Annotated in this window: 15 protein-coding genes; 3 read left to right on the top strand and 12 right to left on the bottom strand. The window is 57.2% G+C overall.

Annotated features, from left to right (window positions below):
- Positions 1-18: 18 nt before the first annotated feature.
- Together IIC71_08835 and IIC71_08830 are read left to right on the top strand one after the other, a co-directional pair.
- The gene (locus IIC71_08835) at positions 19-1845 is read left to right on the top strand and encodes an ABC transporter ATP-binding protein (protein MCH7669284.1); all 1827 of its coding nucleotides are present in this window, start codon (positions 19-21) and stop codon (positions 1843-1845) included.
- Positions 1846-1962: 117 nt separating this feature from the next.
- Positions 1963-3123, top strand: coding sequence for an acyltransferase (locus IIC71_08830; protein MCH7669283.1), 1161 nt, complete (start codon positions 1963-1965; stop codon positions 3121-3123).
- Here IIC71_08830 and IIC71_08825 read toward each other — a convergent pair.
- The 6 genes from IIC71_08825 to IIC71_08800 form a co-directional block, all read right to left on the bottom strand.
- Positions 3098-4555, bottom strand: a complete 1458-nt coding sequence (locus IIC71_08825) for a hypothetical protein (protein ID MCH7669282.1) — start codon at positions 4553-4555, stop codon at positions 3098-3100. The genes IIC71_08830 and IIC71_08825 overlap by 26 nt on opposite strands.
- Before the next feature lie 28 nt (positions 4556-4583).
- Positions 4584-5393, bottom strand: a complete 810-nt coding sequence (locus IIC71_08820) for a hypothetical protein (GenBank protein ID MCH7669281.1) — start codon at positions 5391-5393, stop codon at positions 4584-4586.
- Between the two features lie 16 nt (positions 5394-5409).
- Positions 5410-6507 carry an ABC transporter ATP-binding protein gene (locus IIC71_08815; protein ID MCH7669280.1) on the bottom strand — a complete coding sequence of 366 codons (1098 nt, stop codon included), beginning with the start codon at positions 6505-6507 and terminating at the stop codon, positions 5410-5412.
- Positions 6507-7430 (bottom strand): carbohydrate ABC transporter permease, encoded by a 924-nt coding sequence (locus IIC71_08810; protein MCH7669279.1) that lies wholly within the window; start codon positions 7428-7430, stop codon positions 6507-6509. Before IIC71_08810 ends, IIC71_08815 begins: the two co-directional genes overlap by 1 nt.
- Positions 7431-7432: 2 nt before the next feature.
- Positions 7433-8425, bottom strand: coding sequence for a sugar ABC transporter permease (locus IIC71_08805; protein MCH7669278.1), 993 nt, complete (start codon positions 8423-8425; stop codon positions 7433-7435).
- Between the two features lie 130 nt (positions 8426-8555).
- Entirely contained in the window at positions 8556-10040 is a 1485-nt protein-coding gene (locus IIC71_08800; protein MCH7669277.1) for an extracellular solute-binding protein, read from the bottom strand.
- Between the two features lie 198 nt (positions 10041-10238).
- Between IIC71_08800 and IIC71_08795 the strand changes: the two genes are divergently transcribed.
- Entirely contained in the window at positions 10239-11264 is a 1026-nt protein-coding gene (locus IIC71_08795) for a LacI family DNA-binding transcriptional regulator (protein ID MCH7669276.1), read from the top strand.
- Between the two features lie 31 nt (positions 11265-11295).
- On the opposite strand, the gene IIC71_08790 is transcribed toward IIC71_08795, so the two are convergent.
- The 6 genes from IIC71_08790 to IIC71_08765 form a co-directional block, all read right to left on the bottom strand.
- Positions 11296-12162, bottom strand: a complete 867-nt coding sequence (locus IIC71_08790) for a hypothetical protein (GenBank protein ID MCH7669275.1) — start codon at positions 12160-12162, stop codon at positions 11296-11298.
- Positions 12162-12809 (bottom strand): metallophosphoesterase, encoded by a 648-nt coding sequence (locus IIC71_08785; protein MCH7669274.1) that lies wholly within the window; start codon positions 12807-12809, stop codon positions 12162-12164. The genes IIC71_08790 and IIC71_08785 overlap by 1 nt, the downstream gene beginning before the upstream one ends.
- Positions 12806-13633, bottom strand: a complete 828-nt coding sequence (locus tag IIC71_08780; GenBank protein ID MCH7669273.1) for an inositol monophosphatase — start codon at positions 13631-13633, stop codon at positions 12806-12808. The genes IIC71_08785 and IIC71_08780 overlap by 4 nt, the downstream gene beginning before the upstream one ends.
- A 5-nt stretch (positions 13634-13638) precedes the next feature.
- On the bottom strand, positions 13639-14730 hold the full coding sequence (locus tag IIC71_08775; GenBank protein MCH7669272.1) for a transaldolase family protein: 1092 nt from the start codon (positions 14728-14730) through the stop codon (positions 13639-13641).
- Positions 14731-15163: 433 nt separating this feature from the next.
- Positions 15164-16657 carry a CoA-acylating methylmalonate-semialdehyde dehydrogenase gene (locus IIC71_08770; protein MCH7669271.1) on the bottom strand — a complete coding sequence of 498 codons (1494 nt, stop codon included), beginning with the start codon at positions 16655-16657 and terminating at the stop codon, positions 15164-15166.
- Between the two features lie 5 nt (positions 16658-16662).
- Entirely contained in the window at positions 16663-17682 is a 1020-nt protein-coding gene (locus tag IIC71_08765; GenBank protein ID MCH7669270.1) for a LacI family DNA-binding transcriptional regulator, read from the bottom strand.
- Positions 17683-17777 lie beyond the last annotated feature (95 nt).

Raw genomic sequence — 17777 nt, 5'->3', positions numbered from 1 at the left:
CCGCGGCGGCCAATCGTCATGTGGTTGGCCGATAGACTCCCGTGCATTGAAACTGCACATAGGAAGACCATGGCGAAACAACACGGACCACTCAGACGGTTGCTGGCACACACGCGCAATCATCGCGGTCACGTCGTCAAGGCTGTTACCTACTCGATCCTGAACAAGATCTTCGACCTTGCGCCACCAGCGCTGATCGGCACAGCGGTTGACATCGTGGTGCGTCGAGAAGATTCCTTCATTGCAACGCTCGGCGTCGAGAACGTTACCAACCAACTCTACGCGCTTGCCGCCGTCACGGTGGCTATTTGGATGGCCGAATCGATGTTCGACTATCTCAGCGATGTCACATGGCGCAACCTCGCCCAACAGGTGCAGCACGATCTACGGGTGGAGGCTTACGCCCATGTGCAGGGGCTCGAACTTGGCTATTTCGAGGACGCGTCGACCGGCAGTTTGATGTCAATACTCAACGATGACGTCAACCAGCTCGAACGGTTTCTCGACGTGGGGGCCGACAGCCTGATCGAGATCGCCACAACGGTTGTTCTCATTGGTTCCCTCTTCCTCTTCACTGCCCCGTCGGTCGGATGGATGGCCGTGGTGCCGATGCCGTTCATCGTGTACGGCTCGATGCGGTTCCAAAAGAAGCTAGAGCCGCGTTACGCCCTCGTGCGCGAACAGGTTGGCGTGCTGAACACCGACCTTGCCAACAACCTCGGCGGTGTTGCAACGATCAAGTCATACACGGCTGAAAGTCACGAGGTCGCTCGAATCCGGGCGTCCTCCAACGAGTATCGGATACGCAACAAGTCCGCTATCAAGCTCAGCTCGGCGTTTGCACCACTTATTCGTATGGTGATCGTCCTCGGGTTCGTCGCCATCCTCGTCTATGGCGGAAGGCTCACGCTTGATGGACGTCTCAGCGAAGGTCTCTACTCGATGTTGATCTTCATGACCCAGCGTCTGCTGTGGCCATTGACAAAGCTTGGCGAAACCTTCGACCTGTACCAGCGTGCAATGGCGTCGACGACGCGAGTCATGGACGTGCTCGACCGGCCGTCACAGATCACCGACGGCACCAAGCAGCGCATGACCCGCGCACGGGGCGCCCTCGAGTTCGACATGGTCGGCTTTCATTACGCAAACGGCATACCAGTGCTAAAAGACCTCTCGTTCAAGGTAGCACCCGGCGAAACCATAGCAATCGTGGGATCGACCGGCGCCGGGAAGTCGACCGTGGTCAAGCTCCTGCTGCGTTTCTACGACGCCACCGAGGGTGCGGTGACGATCGACGGGATCGACGTACGCGACATGCCGCTTGAAGATCTCCGCAGATCAATAGGACTCGTGTCCCAGGACGTGTACCTTTTCGACGGCACTGTTCGCGACAATGTCGGATACGGCTCCTTCGACGCAACCGATGCCGAAATCATCGAAGCGTCGACGATCGCTGAAGCCCACGACTTCATCATGTCACTCCCCGATGGGTACGACACCCTGGTTGGTGAGCGAGGTATCAAGCTGTCGGGTGGTCAACGCCAACGTGTCAGCATTGCCCGCGCGATATTGAAAAACCCTCCGATACTTGTCTTGGATGAAGCAACGTCGAGCGTTGACAACGAAACCGAGGCGGCCATCCAGCGCTCGCTTGAAAAGATCACGGTGGACCGCACCACGGTCATCATTGCCCACCGGCTCTCCACCGTTCGCAACGCCGACCATATTTTCGTCCTCGAAAACGGGGCTATCAAAGAAACCGGAAGGCACGACGACCTCATCGCAATCGAAGGCGGTGTGTACCAGCGCCTCTGGAACGTGCAGACCGGCGGCGGCAACGTGTGACGTCCCCTCGTGCCAGCGGATCGTAGGATTAGAAACTGGAGAGGAGCTACCGGCTGAGGACGATTCCACCGCGGAGATGAGCCGATCTGGGCGACGATGCCGCTACCATCTCACGCGATGAGCGACCAACGAACAGTCAAGACGAAGCCTGCACGGGACAAGTATGTTGACTTCTTGCGAGCGTTCTCGCTGGTGATAGTTGTCCTGTGGCACTGGGTGTTCACGATCCTCACCGTCAGCGCCGACACCGTCTCTCCCAGCAACCCGATCGGATTCACCAAGGGCATGTGGGCGATCACGTGGCTGTTCCAGGTGATGCCGGTGTTCTTCTTTGTGGGTGGTTTTGCGCACCGCTTAGCGTTCGACGACTACGTAAAAGGCACTTCGCGACGCTTCCTTCGTCGGCGAACCAAGCGACTGCTTGTACCGGCACTAACGCTCGTAGCGGTGTGGATCGGCATCGGTTTCATCCTCCAGGCCACGATCGGCGCCGGCTGGACGTGGGACGCCGTCATACTTGCGCTCTCCCCGCTGTGGTTCATCGTGGTCTACCTCGTCCTCGTACTCATTGCGCCGCTTGCGATCAGGGCCCATTGGCGTTGGGGAGAGCTGGTGATTGTCTGGCTGGTCGGAATTGCGGCAATTCTCGATGTCCTGCGGTTTAGCCACCTGCAGGGGTGGGCGGCGTGGCTGAACTTTTTGGTGATCTGGGGACTAGCCCACCAGCTCGGGTTCTTCTACGACAGACTCATTGCAGCGCCAGCCCGGACGGGGTGGATGTTCTTCTGGGGAGGGCTGTTCTCACTAATCGCACTGACGAACATGGGCTTTTATCCGCGATCGGTTGTGGGTGTCCCCGGAGAGCGGTTCTCAAACATGGGCCCACCGACGCTTGCAATTGTCGCGCTCACGCTTCTTCAGGTCGGCCTGGTGCTCATCGTAAGGCCGTGGGTGATGAACAAACTCGACACAAGCGCTAGCTGGAAGAGGCTGTTCAGTTGGGTCAACGAAAATTCCCTACCGCTGTACCTCCTCCACACCACGGGAATGGCACTCGCCTTGGCAGCCGGGTTCTTGCTGTTCAACTACGTGCCACCAAACGAACCGACAACCGAATGGTGGCTCACCCGCCCAGTCTGGTTGATTGCCCCCGCTCTGTTCACCTACCCCCTCATGCGGGGCCTCGCAAGACTCACGAGAAAACCGGGGGACGCAAACAGTACAACGAGACGACGCGGGGAAGTAACCCCGGTCAGTCAGATGCGTCCGGGTACGTGAACCACTTGCCACCTTGGCCAGAACCACGACCGTAGTAACCCCACGTCGGAAAGTTGAAGTCGACGGTTACCGACGACGGCGACAGCACCGCCGCCTCAAGAAAGCTCTCCAAGTCGAACACCCCATAAAAGTTGACTTCGAAACCCCATCCGGTCAATTGTTTGAATGTTGTGCGCGCCATGCCTGCCGACCAGTCCACGGAATAGCGGTTCATACCCCAGTCGGCGAGAGTGTCGAGAATTCGATGCGCTTCGCTAGGCGCCGCACCTAGCAAGGGTCGCAACCATCCAATGGGACACTGAATGATGGATCCAGGGTGAAGATCGCGGATGGTGCGGAACCCCTCCTCGCATATCCCCTCGATGTCACCGTTGAACCAGAGGCGATCGTCAGGAATCTGCAGCGACTGCACGGACTTCAAAACACGATCAAGGATGTCCACGCCGCCTTTGATATCGAGCTTGATGCTTGCGCCGCGCGCCGCCAACTCTTCCATCGTGTCGAGGTACATGAGTCGTGCTTCGTTCTCAACCAGGGGCGTTGTCGCAAATGCATCATGACGCAACATGAGCTTGCCCGACGGATCCTCTTGAATGTCTATCTCAGCCCAATCAACCCCGGAGGTTAAGAACATTTCCAGATTCGCCGGGTCGTTGACTCCGTGCCAAACGAGCTGCACCGCTTCCGAGAGCCGGTCAATTCCGGGAACGAGCTCCTCCAGCTGATAGCCACGACCGGAGACGACCGTGTCCGGCAACGCTGACTTGTCCGACTCGAAAATCGTATCAGCGTGAAGCAGGCGAATATGCTCTCCGTCAAAGTCGTTGGCAAGCGATACAAGGATGTCCGGCTCGTTATCGATAACCGCAAACACTCGGTACCCCATCTCGCGGAAACGCCCGATCCCCGCAGCCTTGGATTCGGCGATGTTCTCGCCCCACTCCCCCGGGTTCATGAGCAGCAGGTCATCGTCGAAGACCACGGCATGGCGGTCACCCATATTGTTCAACGAACGAAGAGTCGCACCGCGCAAAACCTCGGGTCTACCGGTCAGCAGACCGATCTTCGTGTTGGGCTGCATCTGGAACCACCGGATCATCGGCATGACACCCGGAAATGGACGGTGTGTGTCGACAACCGTGTCGTCCAACCACCGCTGCTGTAAGTACCAGTCCATCACGGACTCAAGATCCGGATCTGCGATTCCCAATCTCTTGAGTAGTCGAGGAACGTGGTTTTCGTGTACATCGATGTCGGTCTCTTGCAGAAGAGTGAAGTGGTCGCTGCCGTGTACGCGGTCGTACGATTGCAAGACCGAAAGCACGGCCGCTCGCATGTCGCTAATGGTCCCGTCAATATCGAGCACCAGGAGGAGCTTCTCGTCTGGGTAGCGGTCGCGTGCATCGCGGTACGCATCGCTTAGAGATTGCATCCAACTCATTGCAGCCTGCTACTCAAGGTCATCGAGTCCGTGCCGGCACCAAGGGTAACATTCGTTCGGGCCAGTTGGTCGTGAGCGACGTCACCCCCATCTCCATCACCTCAACGAACCGGGACGAATCGTCGACGGTGAAAGTCCAGACACCGATGTCGGCAGAGTGTGCGCGCTCAACCAGCGCAGCATCAACCAACGAATGAGGCACGTTGATCGCCACGGCACCCAACCTTGCAGCGATGTCGACACTGCTCCGTGCGACCGTTCGGATCTCGTCGGTCTCAGCCCCTTCGAGCATTTCGTCCAGGTTGAACAGAACAGCAATGTCGCGTGTCATTTCACTGATGTCCTCTACACAATCCGCAGCGCAGCCGCTGATGACGACCTGGTCGGTCATGGCCGACCGGGTCACAGCAGCAACGGTCGGCCGCGCCGCCTCCGGAACCTTGACGTCGAGATTTAGAGCGACACGACCACGGGCGAGGGCGAGCACCTCGTCGAGAGTCGGAATTAACTCGTCTGCGAACTCATCGCCTCGCCAGCTACCGGCATCCAACGTTCTCAACTCGGCCAGGGTCAACTCCGCCACGAAGCCTGAACCAGAGGTTGTATCGTCGACGCGAGCGTCGTGCAGAAGAACCGCGACGTCGTCCTTGGTCATTCGGACATCGACCTCGATCATGTCGACGCCGAGATCAACCGCGCTTTCGATCGCGCGCAACGTGTTTTCCGGCAACGGTCCGGAATTGCCGCGGTGAGCAATCACTTGCGTCCACGGTGGTGTCTTGTATTGCACGGGGAACCCCGATCCGCGGATCGCTACGGACGCCGACAACGACAGAACGTACCAGCTACGACCACAGGAGAGACATCTCAGTCTCTGGATCGAAGAACTGCACTTTGTCTCCGTTGAACACCAGCCCCATGTTGTGCCCTAGCGTCGCCTGCTCGGACTTGTCCACGAGCAGCCGAACTTCCTCGCCATCGATGTCGACCACCACAAGATCTTCCCGCCCAAGTGGTTCTACGATGAGTACCTTGCCGCGTGCGCCCTCGGTAGAACCACCGTCCGAAGCGCCGACAGCCGAGACATCCTCAGGTCGAACGCCCATCGACACTTTGCCCTTGTGCGCCGCCGCCGGCTTGCCTCGGTCCGCTGGGATAACGATGTCAAGTGAGTCGCTCCGCGCATGAAACTGGCCGTCGACCTCCATAACTTCCACTTCGAGAAAGTTCATCGGCGGGTTGCCGACGAACCCGGCAACGAAGAGTGTCTTCGGACGATCGTACAGGTCCTCAGGCGTGTCAAACGCCTGGAGTGCGCCATTTGCCATGACCGCGATTCTATCGGCCATAGTCATTGCCTCGACTTGGTCGTGCGTAACATAAATTGCGGTGATTCCCATGTCAGATTGGAGCCGCTTGATCTCGCCGCGCATCGTGAGACGGAGGCGAGCATCGAGGTTCGAGAGAGGCTCGTCGAAGAGCAAGAGCTGAGGTTCTTTCACCAATGCCCGGCCAAGAGCTACTCGCTGCTGCTGTCCACCTGAAAGCTGCCCGGGCTTACGATCAAGAAGGTTGCCGATGCCCATCATGTCCGCAACCCGTTGTACACGCTCTTTGACTTCACGCTTGGCAACCTTTTGCAACCGCAGCGGGTAACTGATGTTGTTGTACACGGACATGTGTGGATACAAGGCATAACTCTGGAACACCATGCCGATGCCACGATCCTTGGGCGGGACTTGGTTCATCACCTTGCCGTCGAATATGATCCTGCCTTCAGTCGGTTTGTAGATCCCGGCCACCATGAGAAGCATCGTCGTCTTGCCGCAACCCGATGGGCCGAGGAACGCGACAAGCTCGCCATCTTGGATGTCGAGAGAAATCTGATCAGCGGCGACGACGTCGTCCCACTTCTTGGTCAGCTTGTCAAGTACAACTTGCATTAGTTACCACCTTTCGCACCACCGGCATAGATGTTCAACAACAACTCCTGTGTGAAGATAAAGAAGACCAAAAGCGGTATGAGCTGGAACATGCCAACCGCAGCGACCGCGTTCCAGTTCACCGGGGCTGTGTCGCTCAGGAGTTGGTTGAGAAACACGGGCATGTTGGCCACCCTGGTGCCGAGCGTGAAAGTGAATGGGACCAGATAGGCGTTCCACCCAGCAATGAACGTGAACAAGCTGAGCGCTGCAATGCCTGGCCGGATCTGCGGCAGCATGATTTGCCACCACACCCGAAAGCGCGAGGCCCCGTCGATCATGGCGGCACGTTCCATGTCCCAAGCGAGGTTGTCAAAGAAACCCTTCATCAACCAAATACCGAGCGGGAGTTCGAGCGCAATCATGACGAGCGCTACTCCGCCGACCGTGTTGAAACCGATGAAGTTTCCAATTATCGGAAAATCCCCAAGCGTCAGTAGAACAAAGAAGATCGCAATGAGCAGCATCTCTGCTTTGAACGCGTGCAAGATCAGCGTCATGGACAAGAATCCCTTGCGACCGAGGAACTTCATACGAGCAAGCGCATAACCAGCCGATGTCGACACGACGCCGACTCCAATAACCATCGCTACTGCGATCAGCAGCGAGTTCCACATTGCTTTCCACACGACGATATCGCTCAAGAACGACCAGTTACTCAGCGTCAAGCCGCCAAAACCGTCACTGGCATTGACCGGAATCAACCCGCGTGTGCGTGTCGAAAAGCTGGCAATGACCAACCACGAGTAGCCGAGAAGGATCGGTGCGATAGACAACGTCAAGAACAGGTAGGCGAACCCTCGGCCGCTAAACACACGCCGTGTCAGTCTCCGAATCGTGCTGGGCTCGACGTCATCGATAATTTCGAATTCAGTAGTAGTCATAATCAGAGGTTCTCAATCTTTGGCTCTGCAATGAGTTCGTTGAATTTGAATAGCTTCACATACCCAATGGAGAGGATGAGGCCGACCGTGACGATCACTGCAGCCCACGCTGCCCCGTACCCCCATTGACTGTTTCCAAAGTACGTCGAGAATGCTCGTTTGTAGGCGGTCAGGGCCCAGACCTCAGTACCAAATAGCCCAGGTCCTCCCTCAGTGAGCAGCAAGATGTACTCAAACGATGTGAGTAGGGAAAGCGTCTGATAGGTGGCGATGAAAAGAAGCGGCCATTTGATCATCGGAAGTTTTATGTCCCTGATGAGGCGCCAAGTGCCCGCACCGTCAACCTTGGCAGCGGTGATTAAGTCCTTGGGAATCGATTCGATCGCCGATGTAAATATGATCATGCCGAATGAGGCGCCGACGAAGCCGTTGGCGAGAATCACGAACAGCCACGGGCTGCCACCGATGATCAGGTTCCCACCCGACGCTCCGAGTTGCTCGGGAACGATCTGGTTGATAATTCCGAATGGTGCTGCGGCGCCGAGACGTTTCCACATCATGATGTAAATGACGGATGGCGTGATGCGAGGAAGCAACCACACTAGGCGAAAGAAGAACCCTGCCTTGCGTGCAATGTTCGTCGTAACAAGAGCGAGTACAAGTGCAAGTCCGAGATTGAACACCACCAGCGTTGTAAATGTATAGAAAAAGGTGTTGCGGAGGATTTTGGGGAAGAACGCGTCACTGAAAAGTCGCGAGAAGTTGTCGAGACCGATGTACTCCCAGGCTGAAGTGAAGTTCGCAGACGAGAGACTCGTAGTGCTGAGAAGGATCAGGAGGACGCCCGGTATCAGGAAGAACGTGATTACCAAGACGATCGCCGGGCTCATAAACCCATAGGCAGTCAAAGTCGCCCGAAGTTGTGTGCCCTTACTCCGATGATCGGGTAGGACGCTCTGCGGTTCGGGTCTGTTGTCGACAGCTAAATCGGTCATAGATCGGCCACTTCCCTCTCTTCCTTTGGGGTGCCCGCATCGATCTGCGGGGAGGATCGCCGAGTGCGGGGGTGGGAAGTCTCGCTTCCCACCCCCGGACTGGCTTGTCGATAGTCGGATTACCTGATGACTACGACCTGATGTCTACGCCTTCACCCAGTTCGTTTTCGAGCTGGGAAATGACCACTTCAAGTGCTCCAGCAGCGTCGACGTCGCCCGAAGAGACGGCCTGGATACCGAGGTAGTACGCCTCGGACCAAGCGCTGAAGAACGGGCTGTTAGGCAGGAATGTCGTGAACTGAAGGATCGACGACACCTCACTCAACATCCGTGCACTCGTGAATGGCTCATAGGTCAACTGTGCATTGAGAATGCCCAAGTGACCACTCGTAACTGCGTACTCGGTGTTCAGTTCCTTCGTCGTCGCCTTAGCAATGACAAGCATTGCAAGGTCTGGATGCTCGGAAGCAGAACTCACCATGTACACCAATGGGTGGGTCAGTGTGATCGGGTTCCCGGTTCCGTTTGTCTGCGCAGGAATTGCACTGAAGCCGACGTTGTCGAACAGATACTCTTCACCACCGCGATCGGCGATGTAGTTAACTGCCCAGTCCGCCCACTGCCACGATCCACCGAACCAGAACAGTACGTCGCCAGTGGCGACCCCTGTGTTCCAGTTGGTCCAGTCACCATCAAGACGGGTGTCCGTAATGATGCCGCGTGTCTGGGTTGCATCTTCGAACAGCTCGTACACCTTGAGCGCAGCGGCCTTATCGAATATCAACGCATCGTTGCCGGCCTCTTGTGTGACTCCGCCGGCTCCGTAGTAGAAGTACAAGAAGTCAGGACCGTTCACTGGCCTGTGCCACCAGCCATTGCCATTGGCGACAACGCCAGCCGCAATGGCTGCTTCGGCGGTATCAAACATGTCTTCCATGGTGAACTCACCACTTGCGACACGATCAGGCAAGCTGTCAATTTCGTCCTGTGACCAGCCAAGCTCGGCCAAGAGATCCTTGCGGAAATACATTGGGCGGGCTTCGGCGTCCTGCGGAACACCCCAGCGGCTGCCGTTGAGTTCGGTAGACAACCACAGCGTTTCGACGACATCGTCAAACTCTGGGTAGTTGGGGATCAGGTTCGTGACATCTGTGATGATGCCAGACGTAGCCCAAGCTCCAATGTCTTCATGACCGGACACGATGATGTCTGAAGCCTCGCCAGCAGCGGAAGCAAGCTCGAACTCCGTCTTGTAGTCACCCCAGTCAGCATTGTCCTGGATGATTTTCAACTGTACTCGGCGCGAATCTCCATCAGCTTCAAGCGTTGCATTTACCTCGACGATACCGCGAAGTAGGTTGTTACAACGACCCTCTTCGGTTCCTGGGTTCGCCTTACAACGGGCAACAATCGTGACTAGCTCGCCCTCGGCCGGTACTTCAACTTCTACGATCTCGGTCACCGTGACCGTCTCGCCAGGGACGTTGACGATGACCGTCTCTGGCGGACCCGCCGCAGTCGTGTCAGTGGTGCTGCTACCGCAAGCTGCTGCGATCAATGCAAACGCCGACACAAGAAACAGGAACGATCGTGACCGTACTCTTTGCCTTCTCATATGACCTCCTTGTCCAGGATATCTGGGACCTTTTGAATTACGAAACGACGCCGACGCGCACCAAAGCTGGCAACACGCGGCTCGCCTCCTTAATCTGTGAACGCATGTGAACGTTCACACGGCACCCTAGAGTAAACGATCACTGGGTGTCAACTGATTTTGTAAATGACACCCTTCGATGCAGTGGGAATTGTTTACGTGGCAATAGGAACGAAGACGAACGAAACCAACCGCCCGACGATTGTCGACGTCGCGCGGATCGCCGGCGTCTCTCGCCAAACGGTCTCGCGGGTGATATCCGACAACCCGCGCGTCGCGCCAACAACCCGCCGTCGAATAGAAGAGGCGATCGAACAGCTTGGCTACAGACCAAACCGCATGGCGCGGGCCCTGGTCACCCAGACATCGCTGACATTCGGTTTTGCGACGGTCGACATGCGGGACCTTCACTTCGGCGACACATGTGCCGGCATGCAAGCGGCCGCCAGAGAACACGGCTACTACCTGGTCGTCACCGAACTCGATTTCAGCGATGATCGCGGGATGGGCACGTTGGAAACGCTGCTCACTCTCGGAGTCGATGGTGTCGCGTTTTTTCCGTCATTTCTTGGCGATGCTGACATTGAACTGTTCGCTAGAAACAGCCGACGCCCTGTCGTGATGTTCGGTCGAACGAGCAGGATCCCCAATGTCGTCTCGATTGCGATGGACGAAGTGCGAGCCGCGGATTTGGTGATCGACCATCTCGTGAGTCGGGGAAAGAGTCGCATCGGTATTCTTATGAATGAAATGTTTCCCGATGTCATCCATGAGCGTTTCGTTGCGCTCAAACGCTCAATTGCGACCAAGACGGACACTATTCGGCCGCCGGTAGAAGCAGACTATCCGAAGATAAACGAAGGACGCGAGGCTGCAATGCGGCTTCTCAAGAGTCACCCCGACCTCAATGCCATCGTGGCGTTTAACGACACGATGGCGATGGGTGCGCTCATTGCGTGCCTCGACCTCGGGTTACGCATCCCTCAAGACATCGCGGTCGTCGGGTACGACGGCATCCCATTCGGAGCGACAGCAAACCCGCCGCTAACAACGATCGTCCAAGACAGCTTCGGTATGGCGGATGCTGCCTTCAACGCACTGCTCTCCTGCGTGGCAGAGGGGACCCCGTCGGAAGGAGAAGTCCAGCTGTGGGAGCCGAAGCTACTGGTGCGTGAATCTACCTAGGCCCGGAGTACGAGAACCGAATCTTGCAGCACTAGCGGACACCAAACGCTCTACGCGCCCTCACCTTTATTCGACGCTCCTGCTCGTGTGCAACTTCGCGTACGGCGTCCTCAAATGACTGTTCGCCATGCCCAGCATCATGTTCGCCACGCCGCTTGAGCACCCAGAGAAACAAATCGCCGTCCGTGAACTTCGGTTCAAGTTCTCGCAATCTTTCCCACCGAATTGATTCGACCGCGGGAAGGTACACACTGTCATACCAATCGGCGGCAAGTTCAGACGGTTCTAGCAGCGCGCCTTTTTCCATCATCAGATCGTATCCATGGACCTTCACAATATCGAGAAGCACAGCGAATTCTCTGGGATGGGTGAAATCGATGCGCGCCATCGGACGCGATCGTGCGAGTCCGCTGCGCTGCATGAAGTGCCGCGCCTGTTCGAGGTAGAGAACGCGTTCAAAATCGATATCCTCGTCAATCTCGACATCGGTGCGGATTTCAGTGATCTCGGCGTCGATGAACTCCGCCTTCTTCTGCTTGGCTAGGGCCACACGATGGTTGCCATCGATCACGAAGTACACATCGTTAACTCGGTACGCCGAAATCGGCGGAAACCCCAATGTCGGAAAAGCACGCTCGAGCCGCTCCCAACGCTCCCTCGTCTGTGCAGTACGTGGCAGGAAGTCGCGATCAAAATCGTTGGATCGGTCGACAGTGCCAACAATCTTTGACAGTTCAATTGTCTCCAACCCGACATAGGAATGTCGAAAAAGCGACAGACGGGTTTGCATCTCAGTGAACGATGGGAGGGCGATCGATCGGCCACCGCGCACGACCTTGGTCAATCTGCGATACACCTCTTTACGGTGGGCCTTGGCGAACGAGGATGAGTAGGCCACTACTCGACCTCCACAACCCGATACGGCACCACATTTACGATGCGGGTCCGGCCAAGGAATCGGTCGGGACGTGGCGTCCCATGTGGATGGATATGGCCATGAAGCATGAGCTTCGGGGAAACCCTCTCGATGAGTTTGTGAAACGCTGCGAATCCGCGATGTGGAGGATCCCGCTGATCTCCGCAATCGAGCGGCGGTGAGTGAGCAATGAAAATATCGACGCCTTTGCCGTCGCGGAATCGCTGCAGCCGGGTCCGCCGACCGAGTTGTCGAACACGTTTGCGCATCTCTGTCTGGGTGAACTGATTTGCCCCATCGTTATACCGTACGGAACCGCCGAGCCCAACCACCCGAATGCCCATCTCGTCTCGCCACTTGTCCTCAAGATCAGTGCAGCCAACAACTTCCCGCGGTTTTCTTGGCGTGTATTGGGCTGGCAAATATGCAGACACTTTGCGATGCCTCGGCGATCGATCATGGTTGCCGTGGACATATAGGAGGGGAACCTCGGCATCGGATCGCAGCCGCTCCAAATAGTCAAACGGTAGATCGCCGCACGCCAGAATGAGGTCTACCTCAAGCTGCAGCAATCTACTCCGCGTTAGCCCCTCGTCGACCTCGTCAGCGACGGCAAGAATCCTGATCATTGCCGAGCTCCGTGTGGACCGTCGACGCCGTCGAACGTGTTTTTCGCAAGGTTCCACAGCACCTCGCGGCTACCTGGGTTTGCGGCGAGCACCGGTTTGCTGGTCTCCAAGGAGCCGTCGCGCATGAAGCTCGTAACCCAGCCACCGGCCTCTCGAACGAGTACCTCGCCCGCCAAGGCGTCCCACGCCCGAAGGTCAGACTCGAAGAACCCTACGAGGCGGCCAGCCGCAACGTACGCCATGGTGAGAGCGGCCGAACCAGCGTTGTAGAAAAGTCCTCCTTGCGAAAAAAGCCCCTTGAGGAAATCTAGAGTCGGCTCGTCCGGAGCGTTTCTGGGATGGCCGACCCCGACGAGCCCATCGGTGATACCCATCTGGGGTACCGCACTCAGACGGCCGTTGATGGTCATGCCTTCACCCTCGAGCGCTGAGAAAGTTTCGCCACCGCTCGGATCGCGGACGACCCCGAGGAACGGGCGACCCGAACCGTCTAAACACGCAATCGATACGCACCAGCTTGGTAACCCCGCAACGAAGCAGGTCGTGCCATCGATCGGATCGACAACCCACGTCGGGCTGCTCGTGCCCGACTGTGAGCTGTCGTCAACCCCCTCTTCACCAAAGAAGCCGTCGCCGGGAAACGTCTCGCGAATCCTGTCGCGGATCAGCCGCTCAACAGCAAGGTCCGCCTCGGTCACCCAGTCGAGAACCCCTTTGGAACGCACGTTGAGGTTGTCGCGCCCGCGATACGACAATGCCAGCTCACCGGCCTCGACCGCGATGTCCTCGGCGAACTCGCGTCGCTCTGATGCGCCGGCAACCACGATTGCTAACTCACGTCGGGGTTCGGGAGCATGAAGTCTTCGCGGATTATTCGCACCAACTCGTGATACGAGGCAATGAAGCCACGCAGCGTGCGTACCGTCGCCCCGTAGGTATCGAACTCCTCGATTGTCATACCGTCGACGTCGTATGCCTTGGCGAAATCCGGAATTCGATCGTACAGCTCGGAGATGATCTCAGGGGCAACGGGGTCGCCCATGCGATCCTTCACCTCGACATCTGAACCGTTGAAGAGTTTCTGCCATTTCGAGGGGATTGTGAGGATGACGTCGCCTCCGATGAACTCGGACCAGTGCAGGTGGTGCCGGTAGGCAGCTGCGAGCAGTCGAGATCGAAACCCGCGTTCCTCGTAAATCCGATAAGCCTCCTTAAACACCGCTACACCAGCCCACGGGATGTACTGTGGATTTACGGTGATGCCGTCCCTGTCGGCGACCACGCGCATCCAGTCATCGGTGCGGCCGACCATGATGGTCGTGACCGGGGACATGCCATCGATAGGTAGCCCGTCCGCCTCACGTCGGGCAAGACCACGGTCGACTGCTTCGCCAACGGCAACCGCTTGAGCCACAGTGAAGCTCACCGTTGCATTGATGTTCACCCCCCGGTACGTCACCTCTTCAATTGCAGCAATACCGCGGCTGGTAGCAGGCAGCTTGACCTGCATGTTTGGCGCGAGGGCGTCGTAGCGAATCGCTTGCTCGATCATCTTGTCAGAATTGCGAAAGTACGAAGGATTTGTCTGGATCGACAGGCGACCTTTCTTCCCGTTCTCACGCTCGAACACTGGGAGTAGAAGTTCCGCACCCTTAACCGCGATCTCTTCGGAAACCTTCGACATGACATCTTCATCAGACCAAGTGGCGTTCTTGGCGATCAGCTCGTGGATCCGATCTTCCCACAGATGGCGTTCAAGCTTGAGAACCTGTTCGACGATTGTCGGATTGCTTGTCGCGCCGACGGCTCCGTGTTCAATCGCGTATGCAAGTTCTGCCACCGAACATGAGTCATTCCAGAGATCCGTCGCGTAAGCGCTGACGGTTTCGTGCAGCGGACTTTTGTATTGGCGTTCAGGCATGGTGCTGTTTCCTTGTCTTGGCTGACGGAGTCCGTCCTGAGGACTGGCCCTACGCCGGCTGAATGTCCGTCTGCTTAGTATATGGGTTGGAACGTTCCATCAAGCACAGCGCGTCCGCTTCACATCAGCAACCGCCGGATCGTCCACGAAACTCCTAACGTTGCCGTCGGAGGTCGACCATCCGTCAAGTACTAACAGCTCTACTACTCGCGGTCATGCTCGCTGTGTGGATCGTAGGAGTCGTGAGACTGTTTCAGAAACGGCGCTTAATCTTGGGCCTCCTGGCATTGGGCGGAATCATTGTTCCGTTCATTCTGCCTATCGGTCTTGTCGGATGGGTGATCCCACCAAACCGCAACGTCCACAGAGAGCCGCCCTCGGAGTGAGCACTCCTCGCACGACGGTTCCGTGATCCCTAGTGGTTCTGCAGGCCTTATTGGTTCTGCGGGAAGCCCAGGTCCACACCTCGATGAATCGGATCCGGCCAGCGGGTGATCACTACCTTGGGCCTCGTGTAGAAACGGATTCCCTCAGGGCCGTAAATAGCGTTTGACCCGAAAATGGAATCCTTCCAACCACCGAAGCTGTAGAACGCGAGTGGAACTGGGATCGGTACGTTGATACCGACCATGCCGACCTGAATCTCGTTTTGGAACTTGCGGGCCGCTCCGCCATCGTTGGTGAAAATCGCGGTCCCGTTGCCGTACTGGTTGTCGTTGATGAGCTTGATGGCGTCTTCGTAGTGTTCGACGCGCACTAATGAAAGCACCGGACCGAATATCTCGTCGGTGTAGATCGACATTTCAGTCGTGACATGGTCAAAAAGGTTCGGTCCAATGAAGTACCCGGCCTCACAGCCGTCGACCTGTAACCCACGCCCATCTACTACGAGCGTCGCACCTTCAGATTCTCCAGCGTCGACATACGACCTGACCTTATCGAGGTGCTGCTGGGTCACGAGAGGTCCCATCTGGGCACCTTCAGCGTCCCCCGGTGCGATCTTCAGATCAGCAATCCGTTCCTGTATTTTTGGGAGCAACGAATCGATCGCGTCACCGACCCCGACTATTACCGAGATCGCCATGCAGCGTTCGCCAGCCGACCCGTAACCAGCGGAGACTGCAGCGTCGGCTGCAAGATCCATGTCTGCGTCCGGCAGCACGATCATGTGATTCTTCGCACCGCCCAAGGCCTGCACACGCTTGCCGTGAGATGTACCCGTTTCGTGAATGTAGCGCGCAATCGGTGTCGAGCCGACAAACGAGATTGCCGCGATGTCGGGATGGGTGAGCAAGGCATCGACGGCCTCTTTGTCACCGTGGACAACGTTGAATACACCATCGGGAAGGCCCGCCCGCTTAAACAACTCCGCCACCATCTGTGACACGGTGGGATCCTTCTCAGACGGTTTGAGCACGAAGGTGTTTCCGCACGCAATGGCAATCGGGTACATCCACATGGGCACCATGACCGGGAAATTGAACGGCGTAATACCGGCCACCACGCCGAGCGACTGCCGGATAGAGAACGTGTCGACACCGGTCGAGACCTGTTCGGAAAAGTCACCCTTGAGCAAGTGTGCAATGTTGCAAGCAAACTCGATGACCTCTAGACCGCGTTGAACCTCCCCGAGAGCGTCATCGATGGTCTTGCCATGCTCGGCGGTCATCGCCTCGGCAAGCTCCTGACGGTTTTCCGCCACGAGGTTACGAAACTCAAACATGATGTTCTGTCGACGGGTCAGCGGTGCGTTTCGCCAAGTCTCAAAGGCCTTCTTCGCAGACGCGACGGCCGCATTGACGCCGGCGACAGTCGCCATAGCGACTTCGGCGGTTTGCGCCCCGCTGGCCGGGTTGAACACTGGAGTTGTTCGGCTAGGCCTAGTGGAGACGAACTCTCCATCAATCCAGTGGTTGATAACTTTCATGGCGTTTACTCCGATTGATTTTTCTGAAAAGATGGCGGACCGGTCGACTCTCGAACCACGAGCTTCGGTTCAAGGACGACGTTGCGTGCGGTCACCCGGCCTTCGACGAGGCGCTGAAAAATGAGTTCAGCGCTTACGCGACCCATATCAAACCGCGGCTGGTCGACCGTGGTCAACCCTAGGCGACGGCTGACTGCAAGCGTAGTGTTGTCGTAGCCAACCACAGAAATATCACGTGGGACCGACAACCCTTCGGCGTCGAGCACGCGCAACACACCGATGGCGGCCAAGTCGTTTGCAACGAAAACGGCGGACGGAAGTACAGGACCAGAGAGAAGTTGGAGAATCCCGGAACGTCCGCCCTCTTCAGTAAAGCTTCCTCTCACAGCCTGGATCTCGTCTTCGAGTCCGTGTCGTCGCATTGCTTTGAAGTAGCCGGTTCTACGCGATTTCGCACTACCGTGCGCGCCACCATCGATGTGAGCAATATGACGGTGCCCGAGTTCGACGAGATGGTCGACCACCATCTCGGAACCGTGGCGGTCATCGTTAGTGACGCTGTCAAAACCCTTCGCTCTGGTCGCTTGACCGATGATGACCGTCGGCACGATTAATGATGGCTCGACTGCAGCCTCTCCTCCCATGACCGGGGACGTGAGGATCAATCCGTCGACGCGCATCTCCAGAAGGGTCGCCACAGCAAGGGTCTCCTTCTCCTGCGCGCGGTTACCGGTGGTCAGAATGACCTGGTATCCGGCTTCCGTGACCGCGGCGTAGATCCCGTCGATCACCTCAGCGTAAAACGGGTTGTGAAGGTCAGATACCATCACTCCGATGGCAAGCGAGCGTTTTCTGACCATTGTCCGAGCTGCCGCATTGGGTCGGTAACCAAGTTTCTTGGCGGCGTCGAGCACAGCATCCCGGCTGGTTGAGCTGACTCTGTCAGAGTCCCTCATGACCAGCGAGACCAGTGATTTGGAGACACCTGCCTCCGCAGCGACGTCGAGAATTGTTGGATGCCCCATAGCTGCACACTGTAACAGGGCAAAGTTGGAACGTTCCAAAATTTTGGGCGACGTCGTCAGCTGGAGCTCGCCGAGGCAACCGATTCGCCGCTGGA

This window comes from Acidobacteriota bacterium (assembly GCA_022562055.1).
GTDB lineage: Bacteria > Actinomycetota > Acidimicrobiia > Spongiisociales > UBA5794 > BMS3BBIN02.
This window is presented reverse-complemented; position numbering and strand designations above follow the sequence as displayed.